Genomic DNA, 26,901 nt, shown 5'->3' with positions numbered 1-26,901 from the left:
GAGTCCTCTGGGCGGCGCTGGTCTGTCCTCCTTGGGTCGGCGGCAGATCGGCGCCGCGACTCTGCTTGGAGGGACACATGAACCGTCCACTGCGCGTCACGGTGGTCACGACCGCCGGAATCCTCGGCGGTGCCGAACTGTGGCTGCTGGCGCTGCTCGACGCCACCGACCGGCTGGACGTGGACGCGGTGATGCTGGGGGAGGGGCCGCTGGGCGAGCAGTTCCGCCGCCGGGGCATCCCCTGCGTCACGCACCGCACGGGCCGGACCGGAGCGGCGATCGCGGCCTCCGCGGCATGGTTCGCGCGCCGGCTGCGGGCGGACCCGCCGGACGTGGTCCTCGCCAACGGCATCAAGGCGGCGTGCGTGTGCGGCCCGGCCGCGTGGCTCACCGGGGTGCGCTGCGTGTGGGCCAAGCACGACTACACCCACCCGCGGCTGATGAAGCTCCTGGCCGCGCTCATCGACGACTGCGTGGCGACGGCGGACGGACTGGTCGTCGCCTCGCGGCATCCCCGGGCCGTCCTCGTGCCGTTCCCCGCGCCGGAGGGCACCGCACTGCCCCGCGAGGCAGCCCGGAAGGAACTCGTACGGCACGGCGTGCGGCTCGGAGACGGTCACGACGAGCCGCTGCTGCTCACCGTCAGCCGCCTGGTCGCCAACAAGGGCGTGGACAACGCAATCGAAGCGTTGGCGAAGCCCGGCGGCGAGCGCTGGCGGCTGGCCGTCGTCGGGGGCGAGGATCCGACCGAACCGGACGAGCGGAGCCGGCTCGTGCAGTTGGCCGCCGAACTCGGCGTGAGAGACCGCGTCGACTTCGCGGGCTTCGTCCAGGACGCCTGGCGGATCATCCCCGGCGCCGACGCGGCCGCGGTGCTGACCAGGCCCACCCCGGCCATGCCCCACCCCGAGGGTTTCGGTGCGGTCGCCCTGGAGGCGATGCGCTCCGCGATCCCGGTGATCACCACGCCCGGCCCCGTCGCCGACCGGGTGGCGCAGCCGGGCGCGGCCCCCGCCGGGATCGCCGTGCCGCCCGACGACCCCGCCGAAGTCGGCCTGGCGCTGCGGCAGTTGGCGGACCGCGACACCCGTCTCGCGATGGGCGCGGAGGGGCAGCGGCTGACCGCCTCCCACCCGGGTCCGGCCGAGTGCGCCGGACGGCTGGTGCAGATCATGTCCGCGGCCGCCCGGCTGCCCGGTGCGGGGCTGACCGGGACCGCGCCGGTCTCGGTGGTGACCACCGTGCTCGACGAGGCCGACGTGATCGACCGGCTGCTGGCCCTGCTGGTTCCCCAACTGGCCGCGAACGGGGACGAGATCGTCGTCGTCGACGGCGGCTCGACCGACGACACCGCCGACCGGGTCGAGGCGTGGGCCGCGAAGGACGCCCGGATACGTCTGCTCCGCCTCCCCGGCGCTGGCATCTCGGCCGGCCGCAACGCAGGCGTGAAAGCGGCGGTCAACCCGCTGATCGCCTGCACCGACGCGGGCTGCTACCCCGACCCGGACTGGCTGGACCGACTGCGCTCCGCCGCGGCCGAGCCCGAGCCGGCCGACCTGATCACCGGCGTCTACCGGGTCGACGGCCATGGCGCGCCGGCCCGGGCCATGGCGGCCGCGGGCTATCCGGTCCCCGAGGAGGCCCGGCATCCGGGACCGTGGACCCGCGCGTACTGCCGGCTCTTCGGCCGCGGACTCGACGCGACCATGCCCACCGGGCGCTCGATGGCCTTCACCCGGGCCGCCTGGCAGGACGCGGGAGGCTTCCCCGAACAGCTGCGGACCGCCGAGGACGTGCTCTTCGGGCGTGCCGTCGTCGGGGCCGGCCACCGCGCGGTCCTGGCCTCCGCCGCCGAGGTCCGCTGGGAGCAGCGGCCGACGCTGCGCCGGACGGCGGCCATGTACTTCCGCTACGGCGAGGGCGACGGACGCTCGGCGGACCGGCGCGTGCTCGGCCGGGACCTGGCCAGAGCCCTCGCCTACGCCGCCGCCCTCGCCGCGGTGGCCAAGGGCCCGCGCGCACGGTCCGCCGCGACCACGGCGTTCGCCGCGTATGTGTCACTGCCGCTCACCAGGGCCGTCCGCCGCGGCCACTGGACGGCGCTGCCCCTCGTCCCCTTCGCCGCGGCGCTGCGCGACCTCGCCAAGGCGGCCGGAGCCGGACGGGGACTGGCCGACCGGATCAAAACGGACAGGACCGTCGCGTACGGTCCGGACACGAAGGGTTTCCGATGAGTCACCCCATACCGACCAGGCAACCACTGGTGTTGATGTACCACGGCGTCGGCAAGCGCCCCGCCCACCAGGACCCGTTCTGCTTGTTCGTCCCACCGGACACGCTCCACCGACAGCTGCGACGGCTCCTCGACCGGGGCTGGACGCCCCTGACGCTCGGCCGGTACCTGAGCGGTGACTTCCCTCGACGCAGCGTGCTGGTGACCTTCGACGACGGCTACCAGGGCCTGTTGGACGACGGGGTGCCGGTCCTGCGCGAACTGGGCTTCCCCGCCACCGCCTTCGTGCTCACCGGAGTGCTCGGCGGCACCTCCACATGGATGACCGACATGACCGACGAGCCGCTGCTCGACGCCGACGGCATACGCGCGCTGGCTGCCGCGGGGCTCGATGTCGAATGTCACGGCTGGGACCACAGCGAGATGGCGAACGCCGACGCTCGGACCCTCACCCGCAATCTCGTGGACGCCGCGGCGGCGCTGGCCGACATCACCGGCAAGCGAGCCCGCGCCTTCGCCTACCCCTACGGAACGCACGACGCCGCCGCCCGCAGAGCCGTGGCCGAAGCCGGGTTCGAGATCGCGTTCAGCGTGCACCACGGCGCCGGGCGCTACGCCGTCCCGCGCGTCGACATCAACGCCACCGAGGTCGACGCGACCTTCCGGCTGAAGACCTGGCGGGGCTATCACACGGCCCGCAGGATGTCCGGTGCGGTGCCGCTGCTGCGCCCCGCCCTGCACTCACTGATCGGCTTCGCCCAGCGATAGCGACCGGGTCCTACAGGTGCTCGTCCGGGCCGTGAACCCCCGCGGCCCAGACCCGGCTCGCCTCGTCGTACACGTCGTACATGCGCTCGACGACCCGCCGCACGTCGTGATGGCGGCGGACGTGGGCCCGCGCCTCCTCGCCGAGTGCACGGCTGGTCGCCGGGTCGGCCAACAGACGCGTCATCGCGGCTGCCAGCGCACCCGGATCCTCCAACGGCACGACGGCGGACGGCACTTGACGGCGCGGCAGAAACTCCCGCGCTCCGGGCACATCGGTGACGACGACGGGACGTGAGCACGCCATGGCCTCCAGCGGGGCGAGCGCCAGGCCCGCCTCCCAGCGCGAGGCCAGCACCACGAGATCAGCGGCGAGATACCAGTCACGAGGGTCTACGACGGCTCCGGCGAACCGAACGGTCGACGACGCCCGCGCAGCCAGCACCGAACGCTCCGGCCCGCCCCCGACCAGCACCAGCCGCGCCCGCGGCATCCGCTCCTCGACCTCCGCCCAGGCGTCGAGCAGCACGTCCTGCCCCTTCTGACGGCAAAGCCGCGCCACACACACGGCCAGCGGTCCGGTGCCGGCGACACCGAGCCGGGACCGCGCGGCCTCACGCGCGGAGACTTCCGGCGGACCACACCACTCGAGGTCCACCCCATTGCGTACGACGGTGTACCGGGACCGGATGCCGAGGGCCACCCCATGGGTGCGCTCGCCCTCGCTGACGCACACCACCTGGTGCGCCCAGCGCGCGCCCGTCCGCTCCCACCGCACGGCGGCGGCCCGCAGGACGGCGGAGGCGGCGTCGAAGGACCAGGCGTGCGGCTGGTAGACGGTGGGCAGGCGCCCGCGGATCGCCAGCCGCCCGGCGAGGCCCGCCTTCGCGCTGTGCAGGTGCACCACGTCCGCACGCACCGTGCCCACGATGCGCCGCACCCCGGCCACCTCGCGCGCGAGCGCCGGACCGGGAGAGCGTACGGCGTCCCACCGCACCACCTCGGCCCCGCACCGCGCGGCCGTCCGCGGCAGCGTGCCGGCGGCCGGACACGCCACGATGACGTGGTCGCCCGTCGCGCACTGCCCGGCGGCCAGGTCCGTGACCACTCGGGCGACGCCCGCCTCGCTCGACTGGGCGAGGTGCAGGATGGTCCCCCTCATGGGACTGCGCCCTTCAGCGGGACCGCGGCGCGCACCGGCTTCGTCAGCCGCCGGGCCACGGTCCCGCTGAAGCGCACCGCTTCGGCGACCGCGGGCACGGGATCGTCCGGGCTCAGCCAGGCCCGTTCGAGGTTGCGCCGGGACAGCGCCGCCGGGAGCCGGCGTTCGCGCCAGGCGCTCACCGTCGCCGACACGGCGTCCAGGTTGCCCACGATGAAGCCGCGGCCGTGGACCTGCGACCCGTCAGGAACGTGCTGACCGGTCAGATCCAGGTACTGAGCCCGGACGACGTCCATTCCTCGCGCGGTTCTGAAGAGGCGGAACTGCTGTCCGAACCGGGGGTTGAAGTCCACCAGCTTGTAGCGGCCGTCACGCCGGTCGAACCGCCAGTCCAGGTCGGCGATCCCGCAGTAGCCGATCGCCCGGCACAGCTCGGCGGCCAGCCTCGCGAGGACGGTGTTCGGCCGGGCCCGCGCCCGCGTGGTGAGGCCCGTGCCGGGCGGCCAGGAGCGGAGCTTGTGCCCCGTGAAGACGAGCCGGGGCGTGCCTCCCGCGCCGACGTAGAGGTGGGTGAACCACTCCTCGGCGATGTCGAGCGGGATGTACTCCTGCACGATGACGGAGGGCGACTCGGCCGCCCCGCACCGGGCGAGCAGCTCGTCCTCGTCGTGCACGACGGTGGTGTGTCCCATGGCGGAGTCGTCCAGCTTGGTGAACGCCTCCCTGTCCTTGAGGACCACCGGAAAGCCCCACTCGCGAGCCACCGCGACCAACTCGGCGCGGTTCACCGGCGATCGGGTCCGTGGAGTGGGCACCCCGTGCTCCTGACAGATCCGGTGCAGACCCTCCTTGCTGGCCACCCTGCGGGGGAGCGCGGGCGGCACGGGGGGCAGGACGAACCATTCGGCCAGGCGGTCCGCGTTCTCCGCCAGCAGTACGGCGGCCTCGTCCCCCTCCGCCACCGCGACCGTCGGGCGTCCGATCGCCCGGCCCATCTGCAGAAGGGCCGCGACCAGTTCCGCCGTGTCCTCCCGGCCGCTCGTCGGGCGGACGAAGCGGCCGGCGAGGTGGCGTGAGAGGGCGGCCGGCGTGAAACGGTCCTCGACCATGGCGTACGCCGGGACACCCATGCGGCCGAGGGTGCGCACCACCCCGAGCCCTCCGTGGAGCTGGGGGAAACGCCCCAACTTGACGAGCAGTGCCGGTACTTGGTCCCTCATGAGGGGCTCCTGTCAGCAGGCGCCGGTCCGGCGCACGACCGCGGACGGGGTCCGCAGCAGAATGGACAGGTCGAGGGCGGGCGACCAGTTCTCGACGTAGCTCACATCGAGCCGGTCCCGCTCCTCGACCGGCAGGCGGGAGCGGCCACTGACCTGCCACAGCCCGCTCATCCCCGGCTTCACCAGCAGCCGGTGGCTGCCGTCCTCGCTCAGGGCGGCGACCTCGTCCTTCACCAGGGGCCGCGGGCCGACCAGGGACATGTGGCCCGCCAACACGTTGAACAGCTGCGGCAGTTCGTCCAGCGAGGACGAGCGCAGGAACGACCCCGCCCGGGTGACGCGCGGATCGTCGGCGATCTTGAAGTACCGGTCGCTGCCGTAGAGGTTGAGGTGGGCGAGCTCGGCCTTGAGCCGGTCCGCACCGCGGTGCATCGTCCGGAACTTCAGCAGGGTGAACTCGCGGCCGTCGCGGCCGATTCTGCGCTCCCGGAAGAACGCGGGTCCCGCGCTGTCCAGCCGTATCCAGGCGGCGACGGCCGCCATCAGCGGAGCCAGCAGCAGGATGCCGACCAGCGCCAGCAGGCGGTCGGTCAGCTCCTTGGGGATGCGCGGCAGCACGGAGAGCGTGGGTGCGCGCAGCTGCAGCAGGGGCACTCCGGCGACCGGACGCACGGCCAGCCGCCCGGCCGAGACGTCGGCGAGCACCGGCGCCAGCATCAGGTCGACGCCCGCCGTCCGCAGCTCCCAGGACAGCCGCCGCAGCCGGTCGGCGCCCAGCTGGGGGCCCGGCAGCGCGATGACCCCGTCGCAGCCGGTCCGCCGTACCGCCTTCAGCAGGTCCACGGCGTCGGGTGCGACCGGGCCGGTGCGGCAGACGCCGATGACCTGCGGCGCGGGGGAGCGCCCCCGGTGCAGCGCCGCGATCAGTTCGGCGGCGGATTCGGCGGGTCCGAGCACCAGCACGCGGCCTGCGTCTGCGCGCGTCCTCGCCCGCCGGCACCGCCGCAGCCCGAGCGTCAGCCCGGCGGTGAGGGGCAGTGCGATCAGCGCGTCGTGCAGCGGCTCGTCGCGCGGCACGAACCACCATGCGGCGCCGGCCGCGGCGACGGCCAGACAGGCCGCCCGCAGAACCCGGCGCAGGCACTCCGCGTCGGCACCGGAGTCGTACGCCCGCTGTGACACCAGAGCGCCGAGCCACAGCGGGACGAGCACGGCCGGGACGAACCAGCGATGGAAGAGCAGAAACACCCCGCCCGCCACGACGCCCGCGGCGAGTGCGTCTACCGCGAGCAGGACCGGAACCGAAGAGCCACGGCGGCGGCGCCCGCGCGCCCGTCCCGCGGTCCTCGCCGGTCCGGTGCTGATCGTCTCGTCCACGACGGCCACGGCTCGCTACCTCACCTCTTGGCCGGTCTTGCCTGCCCTACCTCGTACGTTTACGCTGTATGTATACATAAGCCCGATTTGGGCAGTTCGTCAAGAACTCGCTGATGGGAAAGGCGCCGGAAAACCATGAAGCCTCCAGGAGACGTCAAAGTCGCCGTGGTGGGAGCAGGCCCCTACGGGCTCGCCATCGCCGCGCACCTCCAGGCCCGCCGAGTGCCGCACCGGATCTTCGGGGAGCCGATGCAGGGCTGGCGCTCGCACATGCCGCGCGAGATGTACCTCAAGTCCTCCCCGTTCGCGTCGTCGATCTCCGCCCCCGCCCCGGGACACGGGCTCGGGGAGTTCCGGGCCCAGGAGGGACGCCACCCGGGCCGCGAGCGGGAACCGGTGCCGCTGTCCGAATTCGTGCGCTACGGGCTGTGGTTCCAGGAGAACTGCGTCCCCGGCCTCGAACGGACCGCGGTGCGCCGCATCGACCGCCCCCCTGACGGCCGGTTCCGGGTCACGCTGGACTCCGGGGAGGAGTTCACCGCGCGGTCCGTCGTCGTCGCCACGGGCGTCAACCCCTTCGCCTACGTACCGCGCGAGTTGGCCGAGCTGCACGAGGACAGCCTCGTCTCGCACACCGCGGACCACACCGACCTGTCGGTGTTCGCGGGCCGGCGCGTGGTCGTGGTGGGAAGCGGCCAGTCGGCCCTCGAGACCGCTGCCCTGCTGAACGAGGCCGGCGCGGAGCCCGCGGTGGTCGCCCGCACCCGGCCGTCCTTCGGTCCTCCTCCGGTGGCCGACAGGGCGGAAGAGCGCCCGCTGCACGCCCGGCTGATGTGGCCGGAGGCCGTGATGGGCACCGGCTGGCCGCTGGTGGTCTGCAGCCGCGGGCCCTCCGCCATCCGGCACCTGCCGGCCCGCATCCGTGCCCACCTGCTGCGCACGGTGCTGGGACCGTCCGGCGCATGGTGGCTCCGGGAGCGCGTGCAGGGCCGGGTCCCGGTGCTGTCCGGGCGCAGCCTCCACTCGGCGGCGCGCGAGAACGGCGGGGTGCGGCTGAAGGTGCGGAACGAGGGCGGGGACGTGGAGACCCTGTACGCCGACCACGTCATAGCGGGGACGGGATACCTGGTCGACGTCGACCGGGTGGAGCTGCTGAGCCCGCAGCTGCGCCGGTCGGTGCGCAAGAGCGCCGCCGAGCCGCCTCAACTGGCCAATGCGCCGCAGCTGTCCGCCGACTTCCAGTCGTCGGTGCCGGGTCTGTACTTCGCGGGGCTGGCCGCCGCGCCCACCTTCGGGCCGCTGCTGCGGTTCGTGTGCGGTACGGGATTCACCGCCAGGCGGATCAGCGCCGCACTGGCGGCGGTCAACGGGGGATAGGGCAACGGGAGATGGGGTACGCGCGCCGGCGTCCGGTCATCCGGACGTCGGCGTCGTCTGCACCGGCAGGGCGCGGAAGTCGCGGAAGAGCAGCTCGGTGTTGTCCGCCCGAAGCCCCACCCCGCCGGGCCGGGTCAGCCGCCCGGGGGTGTGGTCCTCGCCCGTGAGAACCGTCTTCCCGTCGATCTCCAGTCGCAGCAGCACCGACCCCGAGGGCAGGTTGACGGCGCTGGCCTCCACCTGGTGCCAGGCGCCGTAGGAGATGGCGTGGGTGCTCTCGGCGAGGGTGGCGTAGCTGCCGTTGTCCTCGTTCTCGGTGCCGGAGCCCGGGATCTTGCGCTTGATCACCACCGCGCCGTCGCGGCGGCGGAAGCTGACCCCGTACAGCTCCTGCGGGCTGTGGTAGCGCAGCCAGATGTGGCCGCCGTCCCACTCCCGGGCAGGGGTGCGCGGCGTCGTGATGGGTGGGTCGAGGCGGACCCACACGCTCACCGTCACCGCACCGAAGTCGCGGCGGCGCGTGACCAGCCGGAAGATGGCCGACTCGGTGTGCCGGGCGGAGTCGGGACCGGTGTCCTCGGCGTCGGGCACGCCCGTCCAGCCCGCGCCGTCCTTGGCGAACAGGGAACCGCTGGTGGCGATCCAGTCGCGGGAGAGCTTCGCGCGCGGGTTGTCCGGGTAGAGGAAGGCGAACGCGTTGGTGACGAGGCCCTCCTTGCCGAAGGTCGGCTCAAAGAGGGCCGCCGGCTTCGACGGCCCCTCCTCGTTCGACTTCAGGAACAGGGCCGTCCCTGCCCCGATGACGACCGCCACGACCAGGATGAGGCCGTAGACGAGTCGCCGCCGGGAGATCCTCCGGGCCTTCGGCGGGTGCGTGGGCTCGTCGTTCATCCGGCGGCCACCGGTACGACCACGAGATGGGCCACGGTCGGCCAGGAACTGCGGTTGGTCTCCCGGTACGCGGCGTAGGCCACGCCCCCGGTCTGTCCCTGGGCCGGCAGCTTCACCCGGACCGTGCCGTCCACGGTGATCACCGTGGACCGTTGGGTCGTCGTGACCGACAAGCGGTGCGAGCCGGCCGCCTTCAGGGCGCGTGTGCTCACCAGGCTCTGGCTGTCGGTGTCTCCGGAGAGCACCTCCAGCCGGCTGTGCGAGACCTGCACGCCGATCACCTGACGGCTGCCCACCTTGACCAGAATTGCGGCTTTCACGCTCGGATCGTAAAGCTTGGAGATCGTGCCGCTCGCCGTGTAGCCGGTCCAATGGCGCGTCCGGGCGGGCTGATACGCCCCATAGACGGACAGGGCGCTGCGATCCAGCGGCGTGATCGCGCCGTCCTTGACCTGGAACGGCGCCCGCACTCCGGGCGCGCTCTCCCAGTACGCGGAGGGGGCCATCAGCGCCGATCCGGTCATGGCCTGCCTGATGCCGGCTGCCGCAGGGGACTTCTGGGTCAGCGGGGAGAGGCGCAGCGCGCTGAAGGCCGGGGGTGCGGTTCCCGGGTTGCTGCCTACCCGGATGCCCAGGCCGCCGGTGAGCCCGGTGGCGGGGATGCCCTTGGCGGTCCAGTGGAGCTCGGTGCCGCCGTCCACCCGGGCCGTGGTGGTCGCGCCCCGCACGCTGATGCTCAGGGTGTGCGAAGTGCTCGGCGCCAGTTGGCGTACGACCCTCTGGCGTCCGCCGACTTCCAGCGTGGCCGCGCCCTGGCTGACGCTGATCACCACCATGCCCCTGCTGCGGCTGCGTACCACTACGGCGGCCCGGTTGGTGCCGTCACCGAGTCCGGTGACGGTGGCGTTCACCCGGTAGTCGGTCCAGTCGACGCTCCCGAGGGCGCGGTACTCCGCGGCGGCGTAGTGCTGGTCCTTGACGGCGAACCTGCGCTTGGTGAACGCCGTGAGGCCGCGTCGGTCGGTGCCGTCGTTGGGCGTCCAGGCCGCGGGTTCGGCCAGGGGGTGGGAGGCGACGGGGGGCACCTGGGTCCACGCCGCGATCTTGTCGAGCAGTCCGTGGGCGGTGGTCGAGTGGAGCACCTCGAGCCGCTGCATCGTGCGGTCCGCGGCGGCGCGGCGGCTGGCGGCGGCCAGCGGCTCCAGCGGGTTGGGGGGCTCGTTGGACATGAGGGCCGTGTAGTGCCTGAGGAGCAGGCCCTGCAGAGTCAGTCCCGGGGGCAGATTGCCGCGCTCCGTGGCCTCACTGAAGGGGTAGGCGAAGAACTGGGGCCTCGGCAGGCCGTGGCTCTTGAAGGCATCGAGGTTCTTGCCGATGTCCGCGAGCACTCGCGTCCGGTACTCCGTCCGGGTCTCCAGCCGGTGCTGCGCCGGCAGCCACAGGCGGTGGGAGAGGGCGGAGCCGTTGTGCCCGGCGGCGTCCGTCTGCTGGCGTGTGTGCATGCCGTGGGTGTGGCTCTGGAAGTCCCACCGGCCGGAGCCGGCCATCCGCCCGATCTCCCGCCAGGAGAGGTAGTAGGGGCGGTCGTCCACCCGGGAGGTGATCAGGAAGACGGTGCCGTGCATGTGGTGGCGGGCGAGGATGCGGTCGGCGTTGACCCACAGGCCGTTCGCCCCGTCGTCGAAGGTGATGAAGACCGACCTCGGCGGGGCGGGGCCGCCCTTGAGGTAGTCGACGAACTCCGTGCTGGTCAGGCTGCGGTATCCCGCCTTCTCCAGCGCGGCCAACTGGGCGTCGAAGGCGGTCGGGGTGACCACGTACTCGCTGGGGTTGCGGGTGTTGATGTCGTGGTAGGTCAGCACGACGGGAGCCGTGGCTGCCGGCAGCCCCCGGACCGTCCGCTGCGCCGCCGCGGCGGCGGTGGCGTCGAGATAGGTCACCGGCGTCTCGTTCTGCTTGCTCATGTACTTCTGGTTCAGGTAGTGCTGCGCGGCCGCGTAGAACGGCACCAGGAGTACGGCCATGGCGAGCAGGATGAGCGCGGTGCGGACCCACAGGTGGGTGACGAGGCGGACGCCCCGCCGGGTCCGGCCGCGGAGGCCGTCGGGCGGAGGATTCGGCTTCGTCAGGGGCTGGGTTCCGGTCACCGCACAATGCCTCCTCGGGTGAGCACCATCGCGTACAGGAAGGCGACCACGGCGAGGGACAGCAGGAGGGCCAGCAGGCGTCCGAACCTGCGCATGTCGACCCTGGACAGGGCGACCTTGGGGAGATCGATCCGGGCGAGGCCGATCTTGGAGAGGTCGATCTTGGGCAGGCTGTTCATCAGGTGGCACTCCTCGACCAGACCCCTCGCCGGATGGTGGCGACGGAGTACGGCAGCAACCAGGCCAGTAGCAGGGTGGAGAGCAGGCCCATCACCGGACGGTAGATCCAGCGGGAGTCGCCCGGGTTGTCGATCTTGAAGGCGAGGCCGTAGGCACAGCCCTTGAGGATGATTCCGCACAGGTAGAGCACGGTGAGGTAGGCCGCCCCGTGCATCGGCGCCCAGATCATGTGCCGGAACGCCATGAAGGGCGCGGCCGTCACCCACAGGACGTGGCAGTAGTAGAGGGTCGCCGGTCCCACGCCCATGTGCCACATGAAGGTGCCGGTGAAGCACAGGTTGCGGACGAAGCTCTTCTTCCAGCGGATCTGCTGCTTCATCAGGGGCCGGAAACGGGGCGGGGCGTTGGTCCACACCTTGGCCGAATAGCAGTAGCCGATGCGCCACCTGCGCTCCGGGTAGTTCCGCTCGGTGACGAACGGCGAGTCCGCGTACTTGGCCTTGAGCGCCTGGCCCTTCCACTTCTGGCCGAGGACGTAGCCGGTGAGCTGGCGGTCGGTGGAGAAGCGGAACGGGGCGCCCATGAAGCGGTCGTTGGCCCAGGCGGGCAGGTAGTTGAAGATGGCATCCCGCCGGAACACCGCGAGCGGGCCGGAGACGCAGGTGACGGTCCCCCAGGTGGACTCGGTCGCCTTCCCCACCCGGAACTGGCCCTCGAACCAGACGTCCTGTGCCTTCGTCCAGAAGCTGAAGTCCGCGTTGAGCGCGCGGGCGTGGCCGCTCACCGCGCCCAGCTCGCGGTGCGTGACGAGGGCGCGCACGCAGTGGGAGAGGGCGTCCGGGGCCAGGAAGCAGTCGGAGTCGGTCATGGCGATGATGTCGCCGTCGGCCTCCTCGCAGGCGCGGACCAGGGCGCCCTTCTTGCCGAGGTTCTTCTCCAGGCATATGACCCGGATGCCGAGCTCCTCCTCCAGCCGGCGCAGCACGTCCTGGGTGCCGTCCTCGGACAGGTCGTCGACCACGATGACCTGGAGGTCCGGGTAGTCGCTCGTGGCCATGGAGCGCACGCAGTTCTCGATGCACTCCACCTCGTCCTTGACCGCGAGCAGGAAGCTCACCCTGGGCGTGGTGGGCAGTGCGGGGAAGCTGTCGAGGTTCTTCGGCCGCCTGCGCATGGGGCGCTGCGACGGGTCGTCGTAGCGGGTGTAGGCCAGGTAGAACATCGTGATGGTGCCGAGCAGGACGGTGAAGCCGTAGCTCATGATCAGGGGGTCCTGCAGCAGCGCCGGCGCTCCCCGGGCCAGGATCAGCAGCAGCGGCAGCAGGCAGATCAGGGTCAGCACGCGCCGCGCGTCGTAGCGGGTGTCCGGGTCCAGTCGGTCCAGCCACCGGCGCACGAACCCGGGCCGCTGCGGCCGGGCCGAGCGAAGCGGCGGCAGCGGCGGCGGTGCCGGCTTCGGCTTCGGCCGGGTGAGGACGCCCGGGCCCGCTCCGGAGCCGTTCAGCGGCGGATCGCGGAGCTTCGGTCCGGACCCGTTCGGCGACGGATCACGCAGCTTCGGCGCGTCCGCCCCCAGATGCTGCGGGGCCGACGCGCCACCCGCACCGGGATGGCGCCGTCCGGTGTAGGCGGCGCTCACAGGATCGCCTTGGCCTTCAGCGGCGGGAGCCGGTAGGTGGCGTCCAGTACGGCCGGCTGGTCGGCGAGCCAGCCCAGCTCGGTGCCTGGCTGCACCGTGTGCACGACGACCAGGTCCCACTGCTCGTCCGCCGGCTCGGTGACGCCGGCGAGCGTGCGGGAGCCGAGTCGCAGGGCGGGGATCAGCGGGTCCGTGAAGTGCACCTCGGCGCCCTCCTCGGCCAGTTCGGCCAGGATCTCCAGCGCGGGCGACTCGCGCAGGTCCGCTACGCCCGGCTTGTAGGCGACGCCCACCATCAGGATCCGGGCGCCCGAGGCGCTGGTGCCCCGCTCGGCGAGGATGTCGCGCACCCGCCGCACCACCTGCCGCGGCCGGGCCGCGATCGCGGACATGGCCGTCTCGACCAGCGGAGAGGTGACGCGCATCGCCCGCAGCTGCCAGAGCAGGTAGTGCGGATCGCAGGGGATGCAGTGGCCGCCCACGCCGGGGCCGGGATAGTGCGCCACGAAACCGTACGGCTTGGTCGCCGCCGCCTCGATGATCGGCAGCGGCTGCAGGCCGAGCGCCCGGCAGTTCTCGGCGAACTCGTTGGCCAGCGCGAGGTTGACGGCCCGGAACGTGTTCTCCCACAGCTTGGTCATCTCCGCCTCCTCGGCCGAGGAGACCGTGTGCACCGCGGGCGCGGTCCGGCGCAGTACGGCCGCGGCCAGGGCGGTGCTCAGCTCGCCCGTGCCGCCGACCACGCGCGGCGTGCGGTCGTGGGAGACATTCGGATGGTCGTTGATGAGCCCCGGGTCGATGCGCTCCGGCGAGAAGGCCACGAACACATCGCGGCCGACCCGGAACCCGCGCTCGGTCAGCGGCTCGACCAGCAGATCGCGGGTGGCGCCCACGTAGGTGGTCGAGGTGAGCATCAGCAGTTGACCGGGGACGGCATGCTCGACCACCGAGGCGCAGGCCGCGGAGAGCGCGCGCAGGTCGGGCACGAGATGGCGGTCGATCGGGGTCGGCACACAGATCACGACGGTGCGCGCCCGGGCCGTCGCGGCGTGGTCCGAGGTGACGGTGAACCGCGCGCCGTCCGCATGGGCGGCGAGGCGCTCGTGGTCGGTGGGCGTCAGGTCCACCTCGCGGCTGCGGATGGCGTCCAGCCGGCTCTCGCTGACGTCGACGCCGATGACCTCGTTGCCCGCCGTGAGCAGGGCGAGGCTGGTGGGGAGGCCGACGTAGCCCAGGCCGACGACGGCGACGGCCGCCGCGGCATGGTCGTCGACCTGCGCGGGCTCGTACTCGGGGGCGACGTCGGGGATCTGCTGGGCGCCCTGCCGGACTGGAAGGAGGTACATGGGTGCTCCACGCCATATATTTACGTCGTATACATACATCTTTCGCCCATTTCGGTCATGTCGTCAAGTGCGGGCACCCGGGGGTTCGTTCGTGGATCCGCCCGGGGCTTGACTCGGGGTTCTCGTGGGCAGAGGATGTACGTATACGACGTAAACATACGGGTACAGCCATGAGTGCTCTCATCGAGGACTACGCCCTCATCAGCGACCTGGAGACCGCGGCCATGGTCGGCCGGGACGGTTCAGTCGACTGGCTGTGTCTGCCCCGCTTCGACTCACCGGCCTGTCTGGCCGCGCTGCTGGGCACCGAGGGCAACGGCTTCTGGCGGGTCGCCCCCGCCGACCGCGCCCCCCGGCCCTGTACGCGCAGGTCCTACCGGTCGCAGACGCTCGTCCTGGACACCTGGTGGGAGACCGCGTCCGGGACGGTGCGGGTCACCGACTTCATGCCCCAGAGGACCCAGCTGCCCTGTCTGGTCCGCGTCGTCGAGGGCCTCTCGGGTGTCGTGTCCATGCGCAGCGAGCTGCGGCTGCGCTTCCACCAGGGCCGAGTGGTGCCCTGGGTCCGGGCCGTCGACCGTTGTGCCGTGGCGGTTGCCGGTCCGGACGCCGTCTGGCTCGGCGTCGACGGGGCGGAGTCGTCGCCCCGCGACGCCGACGCCTCGGTGCACGACTTCACCGTCCAGGCCGGGCGGCGGCTGGCGCTGACCCTCGTGTGGTCGCCCTCGCACCGGCCCGAGCCGCCCGCGCCGCTCGGCGTCCCCGCGGAGACGCTCCTCAAGGAGACCTCCGACTTCTGGCGCCGCTGGGCCGCACAGTGCCGCTACGAAGGGCCCTGGCGGGACGCCGTGGTGCGCTCCCTGATCACCCTGAAGGCCCTCACCTACGCCCCCACCGGCGGCATCGTCGCCGCGCCGACCACCTCGCTGCCCGGCTGCATCGGCGGCGAGCGCAACTGGGACTACCGCTACTGCTGGCTGCGCGACTCCACCCTGACCCTCTCCTGTCTGCTGCGCAGCGGCTATCGCGAGGAGGCGACGGCCTGGCTGGACTGGCTGGTGCGGGCCATCGGCGGAGCCCCCGCCGATCTGCAGACCGTGTACGGCGTCGGCGGGCAGCGCCTGCTGCCGGAGACCGAGGCGCCCTGGCTGCCCGGCTACGAGGGATCGCGGCCCGTCCGGTTCGGCAACTCCGCGATGAGCCAGTTCCAGCTGGACATCTACGGCGAGGTCCTCGATGCCTTCTGTCTGTCGCTGCGGGCCGGGATCCCCATGCCCGCCCATGTGTGGAACCTGGTCGAGTCGATGATGGGCTATCTGCAACGGCACTGGCGCGAACCCGACCAGGGGCTGTGGCAGACCCGCGGCCCCCGGCGGCAGTTCGTCCACTCCAAGGTCATGGCCTGGGTGGCCGCCGACCGCGCCCTGCAGATGGGCAGGCTGCTCGGCCGCAACGGCTCCTCCGGCGAATGGCGCGCCATGCGGGACGAGGTCCACCGCCAGGTGTGCCGGGAGGGCTGGCACCCCGGGCGACGTGCCTTCGTGCAGTCCTACGGCTCACCGGCCCTGGATGCCTCCGCACTGCTGATGCCGCGGTTCGGCTTCCTGCCTGCCCGGGACGAGCGGGTGCGCGAGACGGTCCGCGCGATGCGGCAACTGCACCACGGCGGTTTCGTACGGCGATACGCCCCCGAGGGCGACGGCGTGCCCGGCGCGGAGGGCACCTTCGTTTCGTGCACCCTCTGGTACGCCGACGCCCTGGCCGCGACCGGCCACGCCGAGCAGGCCCGGGAGGTCTTCGAGCGGGTGCTCTCCGTCCGCAACGACGTCGGCCTGCTCTCCGAGCAGTGGGACCCCGACGCGGGCCGCCAACTGGGCAACGCGCCCAAGGCGTTCAGCCACATCGCCCTGGTCGAGACCGCGTTCGCGCTGTCGGCGGCGCCGGAGCGGCGCCCCGTCAGTGCTTCGGCTTCGGGCGCCGGTCGGAGTCGGCGTATCCGTACGGGTTGAGCTCCTGGAAGCGCCAGGCGTCCCGGCACATGTCCACCAGGTCCCGCGTGGGCCGCCAGCCCCAGGCCCGGGTCACGGCACTCGCGTCCGCGACTCGCACGGCGACGTCGCCGGGGCGGCGGGGCCCGATCTCGTACGGGACCTGCCTGCCGCACGCCTCGGAGAAGACGGAGACGACGTCCAGGACCGAACGCCCTTGTCCCAGGCCCAGGTTGAACACGCGCATGCCCGGTGCGTCGACCAGGTGGTCGAGCGCGACGCGGTGCGCCTCGACGGCGTCCATGACGTGGATGTAGTCGCGGACCCCGGTGCCGTCCGGCGTCGGATAGTCCGCGCCGAACACCTCCAGCCGCTCCCTGCGGCCGACGGCGACCTGCGCCAGATGCGGCATGAGGTTGTCGGGCACGCCCCGTGGGTCCTCGCCGAGCAGCCCGCTGGGGTGTGCGCCCGCCGGGTTGAAGTACCGCAGGCTCAGCACGGTGTACTCCGGCCGGTGGCGGCAGATGTCGGCGAGGATCCGCTCGCAGACCCACTTCGAGAACGCGTACGGGTTGCGGGGCCGCGTCGGGGTGGACTCGTCCAGCGGACCGGGGCCGGCGTCGCCGTAGAGCGAGCAGGAGGAGGAGAACACGAGGCGGTGCACCCCGTGCTCGTGCATCGTCCGCAGCAGCGAGGTGGTGCCGCCGACGTTCGTGTCGTAGTGCTCGACGGGTGTCTCGAGTGAGGCGTTCACGGACTTCAGTGAGGCGAAGTGCATGACGGCGTCCACGGAGTGCCGGGCGAAGACGGCCGACAGGGCGCGTCGGTCCCGTATGTCCAGTTCGTAGACGGCCCCGACGAAGCGGCCCGCGATCCGCTCCACCCGGGCGAAGACCTGGGGCCTGCTGTTGATGTAGTCGTCGACCACGATCACCTCGTAACCGTGGTCGAGGAGATCGACGCAGGCGTGGCTGCCGAGGAAACCGGCTCCGCCGGTGACAAGGACCGTGGACGGAGCCCAGGGTGAAGCGGCCCCCTGGCGTGTGTGCGCTCGCCGGTCCTTGTCCACGGTTCCTCACCCGGGCCTGGAGTGACGCCGTATGTTTACGACGTATATTCACGACTGTGCCTCGGCAGCTCCCCGTAGTCAAGCGGACGGGTTCACGGCCTCACCAGCAGCTGGAAGTCGAACGCGTAGCGCGAGGCCCGGTAGATGTGCGTCCCGTACTCGACCGGCCGGCCCGTGTCGTCGTACGCCGTGCGCTGCATGGTCAGCAGTGCGGCGCCCCCCTGTTCGTCGAGGCGGGCCGCCTCCTCGGCGGTGGCGGAGCGGGCGCCTATGGTCTGGCGGGCGCTGTGCAGGGTGATGCCGGCGGTGCGCATCATCCGGTACAGGCCCGTCGACTCCAGGCGCTCGCTGTCCAGGTCGAGCAGGGTTGCCGGCAGGTAGTTGCACAGCAGGGCCACCGGGTGGCCGTGCGTGAGGCGCAGCCGCTCCAGGGCGATCACCTCGCTGCCCTCCGCGATGCCGAGCGCGGCCGCGACGTCCGGGGACGCCGGCACGCGCTCGTTGCGCACCACCTGCGTGGTCGGGCCCTGTCCGGCCGCCTCCAGGTCGTCGTAGAGGCTGGAGAGCTCCAGTGGGCGCTTGACCTGGCTGTGCACGACCTGCGTGCCGACGCCTCGGCGGCGCACCAGCAGGCCCTTGTCGACCAGGGACTGGATGGCCTGCCGGACCGTGGGTCTGGACAGGCCCAGGCGCGTCGAGAGGTCGATCTCGTTGCCCAGGAGGTTCCCCGGGGCGAGGGCCCCGTGCTCGATCGCCGCCTCCAACTGCTGGGCGAGCTGGTAGTACAGCGGCACCGGACTGCCCCGGTCCAGGGCGAAGTCCAGGGAGTCGAGCGCGGGGGCGTTCGCGGCACGGGTCGTGCCACGAGTCTTCGCCATGGACGTACCTCCTTCCGAAGGAGACTGACGGAGCGTCAGGAGTGGCTGGGGAAACCGAGGTTGATGCCCGCGTCGGCCGGGTCCGGCCAGCGCGTGGTGATCACCTTGCCCTGGGTGTAGAAGGCGATGCCGTCGTTGCCGTAGACGTGCAGGTCGCCGAAGAGGGAGTCCTTCCAGCCGCCGAAGGAGTGGTAGCCGACGGGGACCGGGATCGGCACGTTGACGCCGACCATGCCCGCCTTGACCTCCAGCTGGAAGCGGCGGGCGGCGCCGCCGTCCCGGGTGAAGATCGCGGTGCCGTTGCCCCAGCGGGAGTCGTTGATCAGCTTGATGGCCTCGTCGTACGACTCGGCGCGGACCACGGCCAGGACGGGGCCGAAGATCTCGTCCCGGTACGCGTCCGCGGTCAGCGGCACCCTGTCCAGCAGCGAGACGCCGAGGAAGAAGCCGTCCTCGTGGCCCTCGACCGAGTAGCCGGTGCCGTCGACGACGACCTCCGCGCCCTGCTCGGCGGCCGACGTCACGTAGGAGGCGACCTTGTCGCGGTGCTCGCGCGTGATCAGCGGGCCCATCTCGGAGGACGGGTCGTTGCCGGGGCCGATCTTCAGGTTCTTCGCCCGCTCGGCGATCTTGGCCACCAGCTCGTCGCCGGTGTCACCGACGGCGACGACGACGGACACGGCCATGCAGCGCTCGCCGGCCGAGCCGTACGCCGCGTTGATCGCCTGGTCGGCCGCGAAGTCCAGGTCGGCGTCGGGCAGGACCAGCATGTGGTTCTTGGCGCCGCCGAGGGCCTGGACCCGCTTGCCGTGCTCAACTGCCTTGAGCTGGATGTACTTTGCGATCGGCGTCGAGCCGACGAAGGAGACGGCCTCGATGTCCGGGTGCTCCAGCAGGCGGTCCACGGCGACCTTGTCGCCCTGCACGATGTTCAGTACGCCGTCGGGCAGGCCGGCGTCGGCGGCCAGTTCGGCCAGGCGGAAGGAGGCCGACGGGTCCTTCTCGCTGGGCTTGAGCACGAAGGTGTTGCCGCACGCGATGGCGAGCGGGAACATCCACATCGGCACCATGGCGGGGAAGTTGAACGGCGTGATGCCGGCGACCACGCCCAGCGGCTGGCGGATCGAGGCGACGTCCACGCGAGTCGAGACCTGCGTGGACAGCTCGCCCTTCAGCTGCACGCTGATCCCGCAGGCCAGCTCGACGATCTCCATGCCGCGCGCGACCTCGCCGAGCGCGTCGGAGTGCACCTTGCCGTGCTCGGCGGTGATCAGCTCGGCGATCTCGTCGCGGTGGGCGTCCAGCAGCTCGCGGTACTTGAACAGGATCGCGGTGCGCTTGGCGAGGGAGGAGGTGCCCCAGGTCTCGAAGGCGGCCTTGGCGGAGGCGACGGCGGCGTCCACCTCGTCGACGGAGGCGAAGGAGACCTGCTTCTCCTGGGCGCCGGTCGCCGGGTTGTAGACGGCGCCGTGGCGGCCGGAGGCGGACTCGACGGGCTTGCCGTCGATCCAGTGGGTGATGGTCTTCATGGTGCGGGGCCTTTCACAAAGGGGTCGTGCCGGGGGGATGTCAGAGGTGGCGGCGCTGGTCGGCGACCTGCCGGTCGTACTCATCGCGGGCCTGTACGGCGGCCTCGCGGGAGGCGGTCTGCGCGACCGGCACGTCCCACCAGGCCTCGGCCGGGGGAGCGGTCGGGGTGGCGGTGTCGGTCTCGACGTAGACGCAGGTCGGGCGGTCGGAGGCGCGGGCCGCGGCGAGCGCCTCGCGCAGTTCGCGGACCGTCTTGGCGCGCAGTACGTCCATGCCGAGGCTGCCCGCGTTGGCGGCCAGGTCGACGGGGAGCGGGGCGCCGGAGAAGGTGCCGTCGGCGGTCCGGTAGCGGTAGGCGGTGCCGAAGCGCTCGCCGCCGACGTACTCGGAGAGGCCGCCGATGGAGGCGTAGCCGTGGTTCTGGATGAGCAGGAGGTTGACGGGCAGGCCCTCCTGGACGGCGGTGACGATCTCGGTCGGCATCATCAGGTAGGTGCCGTCGCCGACCAGGGACCAGACCGGGGTGTCGGGGGCGGCCTGCTGGACGCCGATGCCGGCCGGGATCTCGTAGCCCATGCAGGAGTAGCCGTACTCCAGGTGGTACTGGCGGGGGCTGCGCGCCCGCCACAGCTTGTGCAGGTCGCCGGGGAGCGAGCCGGCCGCGTTGATCACCACGTCGTCGTCGCCGACGACCGCGTCCAGGGCGCCGAGCACCTGGGTCTGGGTGGGGACGGCGTTCTCGTCGGCGGCGGTGAAAGCGGCGTCAACAACCTGCTCCCAACGGTCCTTGCCGGCGCGGTACTCGGCCTCGTAAACCGAGTTCACACGGTGCCCTGCCAGCGCCTCCGTCAACGCTGTGAGCCCTGCGCGTGCGTCGCAGACGACCGTCCGCGCCGCCAGCTTGTGCGCGTCGAACGCGGCGATGTTGAGGTTGACGAACCGGACGTCCGGCTGCTGGAAGAGCGTGTTGGAGGCCGTGGTGAAGTCCGTGTACCGGGTGCCGACGCCGATGATCAGGTCGGCGGTGCGCGCGATGTCGTCGCTGACCGCCGTGCCGGTGTGGCCGATGCCGCCGAGGTCGGCGGGGTGGTCGTGGCGCAGCGAGCCCTTGCCGGCCTGGGTCGAGGCGACGGGGATGCCGGTGGCGTCCACCAGCGCCTTCAGCGCCTCCTCGGCCCGGCTGTGGTGGATGCCGCCGCCCGCGACGATCAGTGGGCGCTCGGCGGCCCGGATCGCCGCCACGGCCTCCGCCAGCTCGTACGGGTCGGGCGCGGGGCGCCGTACGTGCCACACGCGCTCGGCGAAGAACTCCTCCGGCCAGTCGTAGGCCTCGGCCTGGACGTCCTGGGGGAGGGCCAGGGTGACCGCGCCGGTCTCGGCGGGGTCGGCGAGGACCCGCATGGCGCCCAGCGCCGAGGGGATCAGGGCCTCGGGGCGGGTGATGCGGTCGAAGTAGCGGGAGACCGGACGCAGGGTGTCGTTGACGGACACGTCCGCCTCGGTCGGGTGCTCCAGCTGCTGGAGGAGCGGGTCGGCGACGCGGGTGGCGAAGTAGTCGCCGGGCAGGAGCAGCACCGGGAGGCGGTTGATCGTCGCCAGGGCGGCGCCGGTGACCAGGTTGGTGGCGCCCGGGCCGATGGACGTCGTCACGGCCTGCGCGGAGAGGCGGTCGAGCTGGCGGGCGTAGCCGACGGCCGCGTGCACCATGGACTGCTCGTTGCGGCCCTGGTGGTACGGCATGGTGTCCTCGCCCGCCTCCAGGAGGGCCTGGCCGAGTCCGGCAACGTTGCCATGGCCGAAGATGCCCCAGGTGCCGGCGATCAGCCGCTGTCGTACGCCGTCGCGCTCGGTGTACTGGGCGGACAGGAACCGCACCAGGGCCTGGGCGACGGTCAGTCGGCGGGTGGGCGTGCTCATCAGGACTTCTCCGGGGCCGTGTAGAGGGGGAGGCGGGGGTCGACCGGTTGGTCGGGCCAACTGTCGCGGACCCAGGCGTGATCGGGGTGGTCGCAGATCAGCCAGGCGCGCTCGGGCTCGGGGCCCGCCATGACGTTGAGGTAGTACATGTGGTGGCCGGGCACCGCCATGGACGGTCCGTGCCAGCCGTCGGGGATCAACACGACGTCTCCGCCGCGCACTTCGGCCAGGACGTCGGTGTTGCGGCCGTGTCCGGAGGGCGAGACGCGCTGGTAGCCGAGGCCGGGGGTGCCCTCGTGGTCGGCGAACTCGAAGTAGTAGACCTCTTCGAGGACGGACTCCTCGCCGGGCCGGTGCTCGTCGTGCTTGTGCGGCGGGAAGGACGACCAGTTGCCGCCCGGGGTGATCACCTCGACCGCGATGAGCTTGTCGCACTCGAAGACGCCGGCCGCGCCGAAGTTGTTGACCTGGCGGGAGGAGTTGCCGGTGCCGCGCAGCTCCACCGGCACCGAGGAGGCCGGTTCGTAGCGGGCGGGCAGCCGGCGGGTGCAGCGCGCCCCGGTGAGCGCGAACCGTCCGCCGCCGTCGCTCGTGATGGTCGCACGGGCGTCCCGGGGCACGTAGGCGAAGTCGCTGACCGCGCTGAACACGCTGTCGCGGCCGGTGAGTTCGAAGGTGTCGTGGCCGAAGTCGTCCGCGGCGGCGACGGTGCAGGAGCCGCTCAGCGGCAGCACGATCCACTCGCTCTCGCCGGTGTCGAAGCTGTGCGCGCCGCCCGGCGGCAGCTCCAGCACGCGCAGGCTGGAGTAGCCCCAGCCGGCCTTCTCCGGCGTCACGTCGACGACGTACGGGCCGCCGAGGGCCTTGCCCGCGGGAAGGTGGTATGTCATATGGCACTCCTCCGAGTCACAACAGGAACGTCACAGCAGACCCACGGCCGTGTCGACCGCCGTCTCCACACTGCCCTCGGCGGGGTAGAGCAGCGACCGGCCGACGACCAGGCCGAAGACGGTGGGCAGCCGGAGAGCCTTGCGCCAGCGCTCGTAGGCGCCCTCCTGGTCGTCGCCGATCTCGCCGCCGAGCAGCACGGTCGGCAGCGTGGAGGTCTCCAGGACCTCGCCCATCTCGTCCGCGTTCTCGGTGACGGGCAGCTTCAGCCAGGTGTAGGCGGAGGTGCCGCCCAGGCCCGAGGCGATGGCGATGGACTTGGTGACGGCCTCGGCGGAAAGGTCGTTCCTGACCTTGCCGTCGATCCGGCTGGAGATGAACGGCTCGACGAACAGCGGGAGCCGGCGGGCGGCCATGTCGTCGATGGCGCGGGCGGTGGACTCCAGCGTGGTCAGCGAGCCCGGGTCGTCGTAGTCGATGCGCAGCAGCAGCTTGCCCGCGTCGAAGCGGAGGCGGGCCATGTCCTCGGCGCGATGGCCGGTGAAGCGGTCGTCCAGCTCGAAGGCGGCGCCCGCGAGGCCGCCGCGGTTCATGGAGCCCATGACGACCTTGTTCTCCAGCACCCCGAGCAGGAGGAGGTCCTCCAGGATGTCGGCGGTGGCCAGGACTCCGTCGACGCCGGGCCGGGAGAGCGCGATGCACAGGCGCTCCAGCAGGTCGGCGCGGTTGGCCATGGCGAGCCGCCGGTCGCCGACGCCGAGGGCGCCGCGAGCCGGGTGGTCGGCGGCCACGATCATCAGACGGCCGCTGTCACCGATGAGCGGACGGCGGGTGCGCCGGGCGGCCGCTTCGGCGACGGCCTCGGGATTCCGGGCCCTGACCGAGACGAGGTCGGGGATGCTGAGGGACAAGTGAGGCTCCGTTTCAGGGAGTGGCTCGCGCGAGGAGGTCTTCGACCTCGGCCTCGGTGGGCATCGCGGAGGAACAGGCGAGTCGGGAGGCGACGAGGGCACCGGCCGCGTTGGCGTACCGCATGATTTCGGCCAACTCCCAGCCGGACAGCAGCCCGTGCACGAGGGAGCCGCCGAAGGCGTCGCCCGCGCCGAGGCCGTTGGCCACCTCGACGGGCACCGGCGGGACCTCGGCGGTGGTGCCGTCGCGGTGCACCGCGAGCACGCCCTTGGGCCCCTGCTTGACCACCGCCAGCTCCACACCGGCCTCCAGCAGCGCCTCCGCGCAGGCCCGCGGCTCGCGGACGCCGGTGGCGACCTCGCACTCGTCGAGGTTGCCGACCGCGACCGTGGCGTGCCGCAGCGCCTCCGCGTAGTACGGGCGGGCCTCCTCCGGGTCCTTCCAGGCTGAGTCATTCCAAAGCGCCGGGCGCCAGTCGAGGTCGAAGACCGTGGTGCCCGCCTTGTCGCGCGCCTTGAGGGCGGCGAGCGTGGCGGAGCGGCTCGGTTCCTCGCTCAGGCCGGTGCCGGTGATCCAGAAGACGCGGGTCGCCCGGATGGCGAAGTAGTCCAGCTCCTCGGAATGTATCTCCAGGTCAGGAGCCTTAGGCTGCCGGTAGAAATACAGAGGGAAGTCATCCGGAGGGAAGATCTCGCAGAAGGTCACCGGTGTCGGGTACGCGGCGACGGGCGCGACCCAGCGGTCGTCGACGCCGAACCCCTTCAGTGCCTCGTGCAGGTAGGTGCCGAAGGGGTCGTCCCCGGTGCGGGTGATCACCGCGGTGGACCGGCCGAGCCGGGCCGCCGCGACCGCCACGTTGGCGGCCGAACCGCCGAGAAACTTGCCGAAGGTCTCCACCTGCGCCAGGGGTACGCCCGACTGCAGAGGGTAGAGATCGACGCCTATGCGGCCCATAGTGATCAAGTCGAAGGACTGGGATGACTCGGCCATGCGCGACGCTCCTCGGGCTGTGCTGGGGATGCGGGTGGTCCCGGTGGGTCTGCCGCCTCCCAGGTGTAGGCCTCAGCGGGCGACGCTGTCAATAGTTTGTACTTACATTCGGACCTGCTTGTGAAATGATGTCTTAACAAAGTATTGACACCGGGCGCGGCCGGGGGTTTGATCCCGTCCCAGGCCAACCGCCGCGTTTGCGGCAGACGACCCGGACATGCCAAGATCCCGGGCCCTGGATCTTCGTGATCCCCCTCTCCCTTTCCCCCGCAACGCACAGTGAGGTGCCAGGAAAGATGGACCGTTCTTCTCACCCCCGCTCCCGCAGACTCGTCCCCGTAGTGGCGGTCGCCGCGGCGGCAGCCCTGACCCTCGCCGGCTGTTCCAGCAGTTCGGGGGGCAAGAAGTCCGAAGAGGGTGGAGGCAACGCCTCTGCGGGCAAGGCCACCACGCCCCGAATGACGGTCGCGCTCGTCACCCACCAGTCGCCCGGTGACACCTTCTGGGACATCGTCCGCAAGGGTGCCGAGGCTGCCGCCGCCAAGGACAACATCAAGCTGATCTACTCGGCCGACCCGAACGCGGGCAACCAGTCCAACCTGGTGCAGAACGCGATCGACCAGAAGGTCGACGGCATCGCGGTCACCCTCGCCAAGCCGGACGCCCTGAAGACCGTCATCGGCAAGGCGAAGTCGGCCAACATACCCGTCGTGGGTCTCAACTCCGGTCTGAGCGACTGGAAGAAGCTCGGCCTGATGGAGTTCTTCGGCCAGGACGAGACCGTGGCGGGTGAGGCGTTCGGCAAGAAGCTGAACGACCTCGGCGCCAAGCACGCGGTCTGTGTCGTCCAGGAGCAGGGCAACGTCGGCCTCACCCAGCGCTGCGACGGCCTGAAGAAGACCTTCTCCGGCAAGACCGAGACGCTCAACGTCAACGGCACCGACATGCCGTCCGTGAAGTCGACGATCACCGCCAAGCTCAAGCAGGACTCGTCCATCGACTACGTCGCCACGCTCGGCGCCCCGTTCGCGCTGACCGCGGTGCAGTCGGTGTCGGACGCCGGCAGCAAGGCGAAGGTCGCCACCTTCGACCTGAACAAGGACCTCACGAGTGCCATCAGCAAGGGCACGATCGAGTTCGCGGTGGACCAGCAGCCGTACCTGCAGGGCTACCTGGCGGTCGACTCCCTATGGCTCTACAAGAACAACGGCAACTACAGCGGTGGCGGTGAGGAGCCCGTGCTGACGGGCCCGGCGTTCGTCGACAAGTCCAACGTCGAGCAGATCGCCAAGTTCGCCGCAAAGGGAACCCGGTGATCAGTATGACCCAGCACGCCGAGCCGGCGGTGACCACACCGCCGGCCCCCGGCCCCAAGGAGAGCGACGGGCGCACCGCTGAACGGTCCCTGGCCGTCAGGGTGTTGGCCCGGCCCGAGGTGGGCGTCTTCCTCGGTGCCGTAGCGGTCTACGTGTTCTTCCTGATCGCGGCGCCGCCGGTGCGCGACGCGAGCTCGATGGCGAACATCCTCTACCAGTCCTCGACCCTCGGCATCGTGACCATCCCGGTCGCGCTGCTGATGATCGGCGGGGAGTTCGACCTGTCGGCCGGTGTCGGGGTGATCACCTCGGCGCTGACCGCGAGCATGACGGCCTATCAGCTGACCCTGAACGTGTGGGTCGGTGTGTTCGCCGCGCTGATCGTGTCGCTGGCGATCGGCTTCTTCAACGGCTGGATGGTGGTCAAGACCGGACTGCCCAGCTTCCTGGTCACGTTGGGCACGTTCCTGATCCTGCAGGGCGTCAACCTCGCGGTGACCAAGCTGGTCACCGGGAACGTCGCCACCGACGACATCAGCAACATGGACGGCTTCGACAGCGCCCGGAAGGTCTTCGCCTCGTCCTTCGACATCGGTGGCGTGCAGGTGAAGATCACCGTGTTCTGGTGGCTGCTGTTCGCGGCGATCGCCACCTGGGTGCTGCAGCGCACCAAGTTCGGCAACTGGACCTTCGCGGTCGGCGGCAACAAGGACAGCGCCCGGGCCGTCGGTGTGCCGGTGGCCTTCACGAAGATCTCCCTGTTCATGCTGGTCGGCTTCGGCGCCTGGTTCGTCGGCATGCACCAGCTGTTCTCGTTCAACACCGTGCAGTCCGGCGAGGGCGTCGGCATCGAGCTGATCTACATCTCCGGCGCGGTGATCGGCGGCTGCCTGCTGACCGGCGGCTACGGCTCGGCGATCGGCCCGGTCTTCGGCGCCTTCATGTTCGGCATGGTGCAGCAGGGCATCGTCTACGCCGGCTGGAACCCGGACTGGTTCAAGGCCTTCCTGGGCGTGATGCTGCTCGGCGCCGTCCTGATCAATCTGTGGGTCCAGCGCACCATGACCCGGAGGTGA

Annotated in this window: 21 protein-coding genes; 6 read left to right on the top strand and 15 right to left on the bottom strand. The window is 71.5% G+C overall.

The window, feature by feature from the left end:
* Positions 1 to 77 precede the first annotated feature (77 nt).
* Positions 78 to 2,234, top strand: a complete 2,157-nt coding sequence (locus ACFY1L_RS01790) for a glycosyltransferase (protein ID WP_388816579.1) — start codon at positions 78 to 80, stop codon at positions 2,232 to 2,234.
* Positions 2,231 to 3,001, top strand: coding sequence for a polysaccharide deacetylase family protein (locus ACFY1L_RS01785; protein ID WP_388816576.1), 771 nt, complete (start codon positions 2,231 to 2,233; stop codon positions 2,999 to 3,001). The genes ACFY1L_RS01790 and ACFY1L_RS01785 overlap by 4 nt, the downstream gene beginning before the upstream one ends.
* Positions 3,002 to 3,011: 10 nt before the next feature.
* Here ACFY1L_RS01785 and ACFY1L_RS01780 read toward each other — a convergent pair whose 3' ends face one another.
* From ACFY1L_RS01780 to ACFY1L_RS01770, 3 genes are read right to left on the bottom strand one after another with little or no spacing between them, the layout of a single operon-like run.
* A complete protein-coding gene (locus tag ACFY1L_RS01780) occupies positions 3,012 to 4,160 on the bottom strand; it encodes a glycosyltransferase (protein WP_388816573.1) in 1,149 nt (382 codons plus the stop codon).
* Positions 4,157 to 5,380: an ATP-grasp domain-containing protein gene (locus ACFY1L_RS01775; RefSeq protein ID WP_388816570.1), complete on the bottom strand. Its 1,224-nt coding sequence runs from the start codon at positions 5,378 to 5,380 to the stop codon at positions 4,157 to 4,159. Before ACFY1L_RS01775 ends, ACFY1L_RS01780 begins: the two co-directional genes overlap by 4 nt.
* Positions 5,381 to 5,392: 12 nt before the next feature.
* On the bottom strand, positions 5,393 to 6,766 hold the full coding sequence (locus ACFY1L_RS01770) for an exopolysaccharide biosynthesis polyprenyl glycosylphosphotransferase (RefSeq protein ID WP_388816567.1): 1,374 nt from the start codon (positions 6,764 to 6,766) through the stop codon (positions 5,393 to 5,395).
* Positions 6,767 to 6,892: 126 nt separating this feature from the next.
* Between ACFY1L_RS01770 and ACFY1L_RS01765 the strand changes: the two genes are divergently transcribed.
* Positions 6,893 to 8,134 (top strand): NAD(P)-binding domain-containing protein, encoded by a 1,242-nt coding sequence (locus ACFY1L_RS01765; protein ID WP_388816564.1) that lies wholly within the window; start codon positions 6,893 to 6,895, stop codon positions 8,132 to 8,134.
* Between the two features lie 36 nt (positions 8,135 to 8,170).
* On the opposite strand, the gene ACFY1L_RS01760 is transcribed toward ACFY1L_RS01765, so the two are convergent.
* The 5 genes from ACFY1L_RS01760 to ACFY1L_RS01740 all read right to left on the bottom strand — a co-directional run bounded on the left by ACFY1L_RS01760 (position 8,171) and on the right by ACFY1L_RS01740 (position 14,337).
* Positions 8,171 to 9,025, bottom strand: coding sequence for a hypothetical protein (locus ACFY1L_RS01760; protein ID WP_388816561.1), 855 nt, complete (start codon positions 9,023 to 9,025; stop codon positions 8,171 to 8,173).
* The gene (locus ACFY1L_RS01755) at positions 9,022 to 11,172 is read right to left on the bottom strand and encodes a polysaccharide deacetylase family protein (RefSeq protein WP_388816558.1); all 2,151 of its coding nucleotides are present in this window, start codon (positions 11,170 to 11,172) and stop codon (positions 9,022 to 9,024) included. The genes ACFY1L_RS01760 and ACFY1L_RS01755 overlap by 4 nt, the downstream gene beginning before the upstream one ends.
* Positions 11,169 to 11,351 (bottom strand): hypothetical protein, encoded by a 183-nt coding sequence (locus tag ACFY1L_RS01750; protein WP_388816555.1) that lies wholly within the window; start codon positions 11,349 to 11,351, stop codon positions 11,169 to 11,171. The genes ACFY1L_RS01755 and ACFY1L_RS01750 overlap by 4 nt, the downstream gene beginning before the upstream one ends.
* Entirely contained in the window at positions 11,351 to 12,790 is a 1,440-nt protein-coding gene (locus ACFY1L_RS01745) for a glycosyltransferase (protein ID WP_388818869.1), read from the bottom strand. The genes ACFY1L_RS01750 and ACFY1L_RS01745 overlap by 1 nt, the downstream gene beginning before the upstream one ends.
* Positions 12,791 to 12,987: 197 nt before the next feature.
* Positions 12,988 to 14,337, bottom strand: a complete 1,350-nt coding sequence (locus tag ACFY1L_RS01740) for a nucleotide sugar dehydrogenase (protein WP_388816552.1) — start codon at positions 14,335 to 14,337, stop codon at positions 12,988 to 12,990.
* 170 nt (positions 14,338 to 14,507) lie between these two features.
* Between ACFY1L_RS01740 and ACFY1L_RS01735 the strand changes: the two genes are divergently transcribed.
* Positions 14,508 to 16,346, top strand: coding sequence for a glycoside hydrolase family 15 protein (locus tag ACFY1L_RS01735; RefSeq protein ID WP_388816549.1), 1,839 nt, complete (start codon positions 14,508 to 14,510; stop codon positions 16,344 to 16,346).
* Here ACFY1L_RS01735 and galE read toward each other — a convergent pair.
* The 7 genes from galE to iolC all read right to left on the bottom strand — a co-directional run bounded on the left by galE (position 16,294) and on the right by iolC (position 24,509).
* The gene (galE, locus tag ACFY1L_RS01730; protein WP_388816546.1) at positions 16,294 to 17,394 is read right to left on the bottom strand and encodes a UDP-glucose 4-epimerase GalE; all 1,101 of its coding nucleotides are present in this window, start codon (positions 17,392 to 17,394) and stop codon (positions 16,294 to 16,296) included. The two genes, ACFY1L_RS01735 and galE, sit on opposite strands and share 53 nt — an antisense overlap.
* 92 nt (positions 17,395 to 17,486) lie before the next feature.
* Positions 17,487 to 18,272 carry a GntR family transcriptional regulator gene (locus tag ACFY1L_RS01725; protein WP_388816543.1) on the bottom strand — a complete coding sequence of 262 codons (786 nt, stop codon included), beginning with the start codon at positions 18,270 to 18,272 and terminating at the stop codon, positions 17,487 to 17,489.
* Positions 18,273 to 18,307: 35 nt separating this feature from the next.
* Positions 18,308 to 19,801, bottom strand: a complete 1,494-nt coding sequence (locus tag ACFY1L_RS01720; RefSeq protein WP_388816541.1) for a CoA-acylating methylmalonate-semialdehyde dehydrogenase — start codon at positions 19,799 to 19,801, stop codon at positions 18,308 to 18,310.
* A 40-nt stretch (positions 19,802 to 19,841) separates the two neighbouring features.
* Positions 19,842 to 21,719, bottom strand: coding sequence for a 3D-(3,5/4)-trihydroxycyclohexane-1,2-dione acylhydrolase (decyclizing) (iolD, locus tag ACFY1L_RS01715; protein WP_388816538.1), 1,878 nt, complete (start codon positions 21,717 to 21,719; stop codon positions 19,842 to 19,844).
* Positions 21,719 to 22,609: a 5-deoxy-glucuronate isomerase gene (gene iolB, locus ACFY1L_RS01710; RefSeq protein ID WP_388816536.1), complete on the bottom strand. Its 891-nt coding sequence runs from the start codon at positions 22,607 to 22,609 to the stop codon at positions 21,719 to 21,721. The genes iolD and iolB overlap by 1 nt, the downstream gene beginning before the upstream one ends.
* Before the next feature lie 30 nt (positions 22,610 to 22,639).
* A complete protein-coding gene (locus tag ACFY1L_RS01705) occupies positions 22,640 to 23,518 on the bottom strand; it encodes a deoxyribose-phosphate aldolase (RefSeq protein WP_388816533.1) in 879 nt (292 codons plus the stop codon).
* A 13-nt stretch (positions 23,519 to 23,531) separates the two neighbouring features.
* Positions 23,532 to 24,509: a 5-dehydro-2-deoxygluconokinase gene (gene iolC, locus ACFY1L_RS01700; protein ID WP_388816530.1), complete on the bottom strand. Its 978-nt coding sequence runs from the start codon at positions 24,507 to 24,509 to the stop codon at positions 23,532 to 23,534.
* A 296-nt stretch (positions 24,510 to 24,805) separates the two neighbouring features.
* Here iolC and ACFY1L_RS01695 point away from each other — a divergent pair, with 296 nt between their 5' ends.
* On the top strand, positions 24,806 to 25,825 hold the full coding sequence (locus ACFY1L_RS01695) for a sugar ABC transporter substrate-binding protein (protein ID WP_388816527.1): 1,020 nt from the start codon (positions 24,806 to 24,808) through the stop codon (positions 25,823 to 25,825).
* Positions 25,825 to 26,901 (top strand): ABC transporter permease, encoded by a 1,077-nt coding sequence (locus tag ACFY1L_RS01690; RefSeq protein ID WP_388818866.1) that lies wholly within the window; start codon positions 25,825 to 25,827, stop codon positions 26,899 to 26,901. Before ACFY1L_RS01695 ends, ACFY1L_RS01690 begins: the two co-directional genes overlap by 1 nt.

This window comes from Streptomyces sp. NPDC001663, assembly GCF_042893105.1.
Classification (GTDB): domain Bacteria; phylum Actinomycetota; class Actinomycetes; order Streptomycetales; family Streptomycetaceae; genus Streptomyces.
This window is presented reverse-complemented; position numbering and strand designations above follow the sequence as displayed.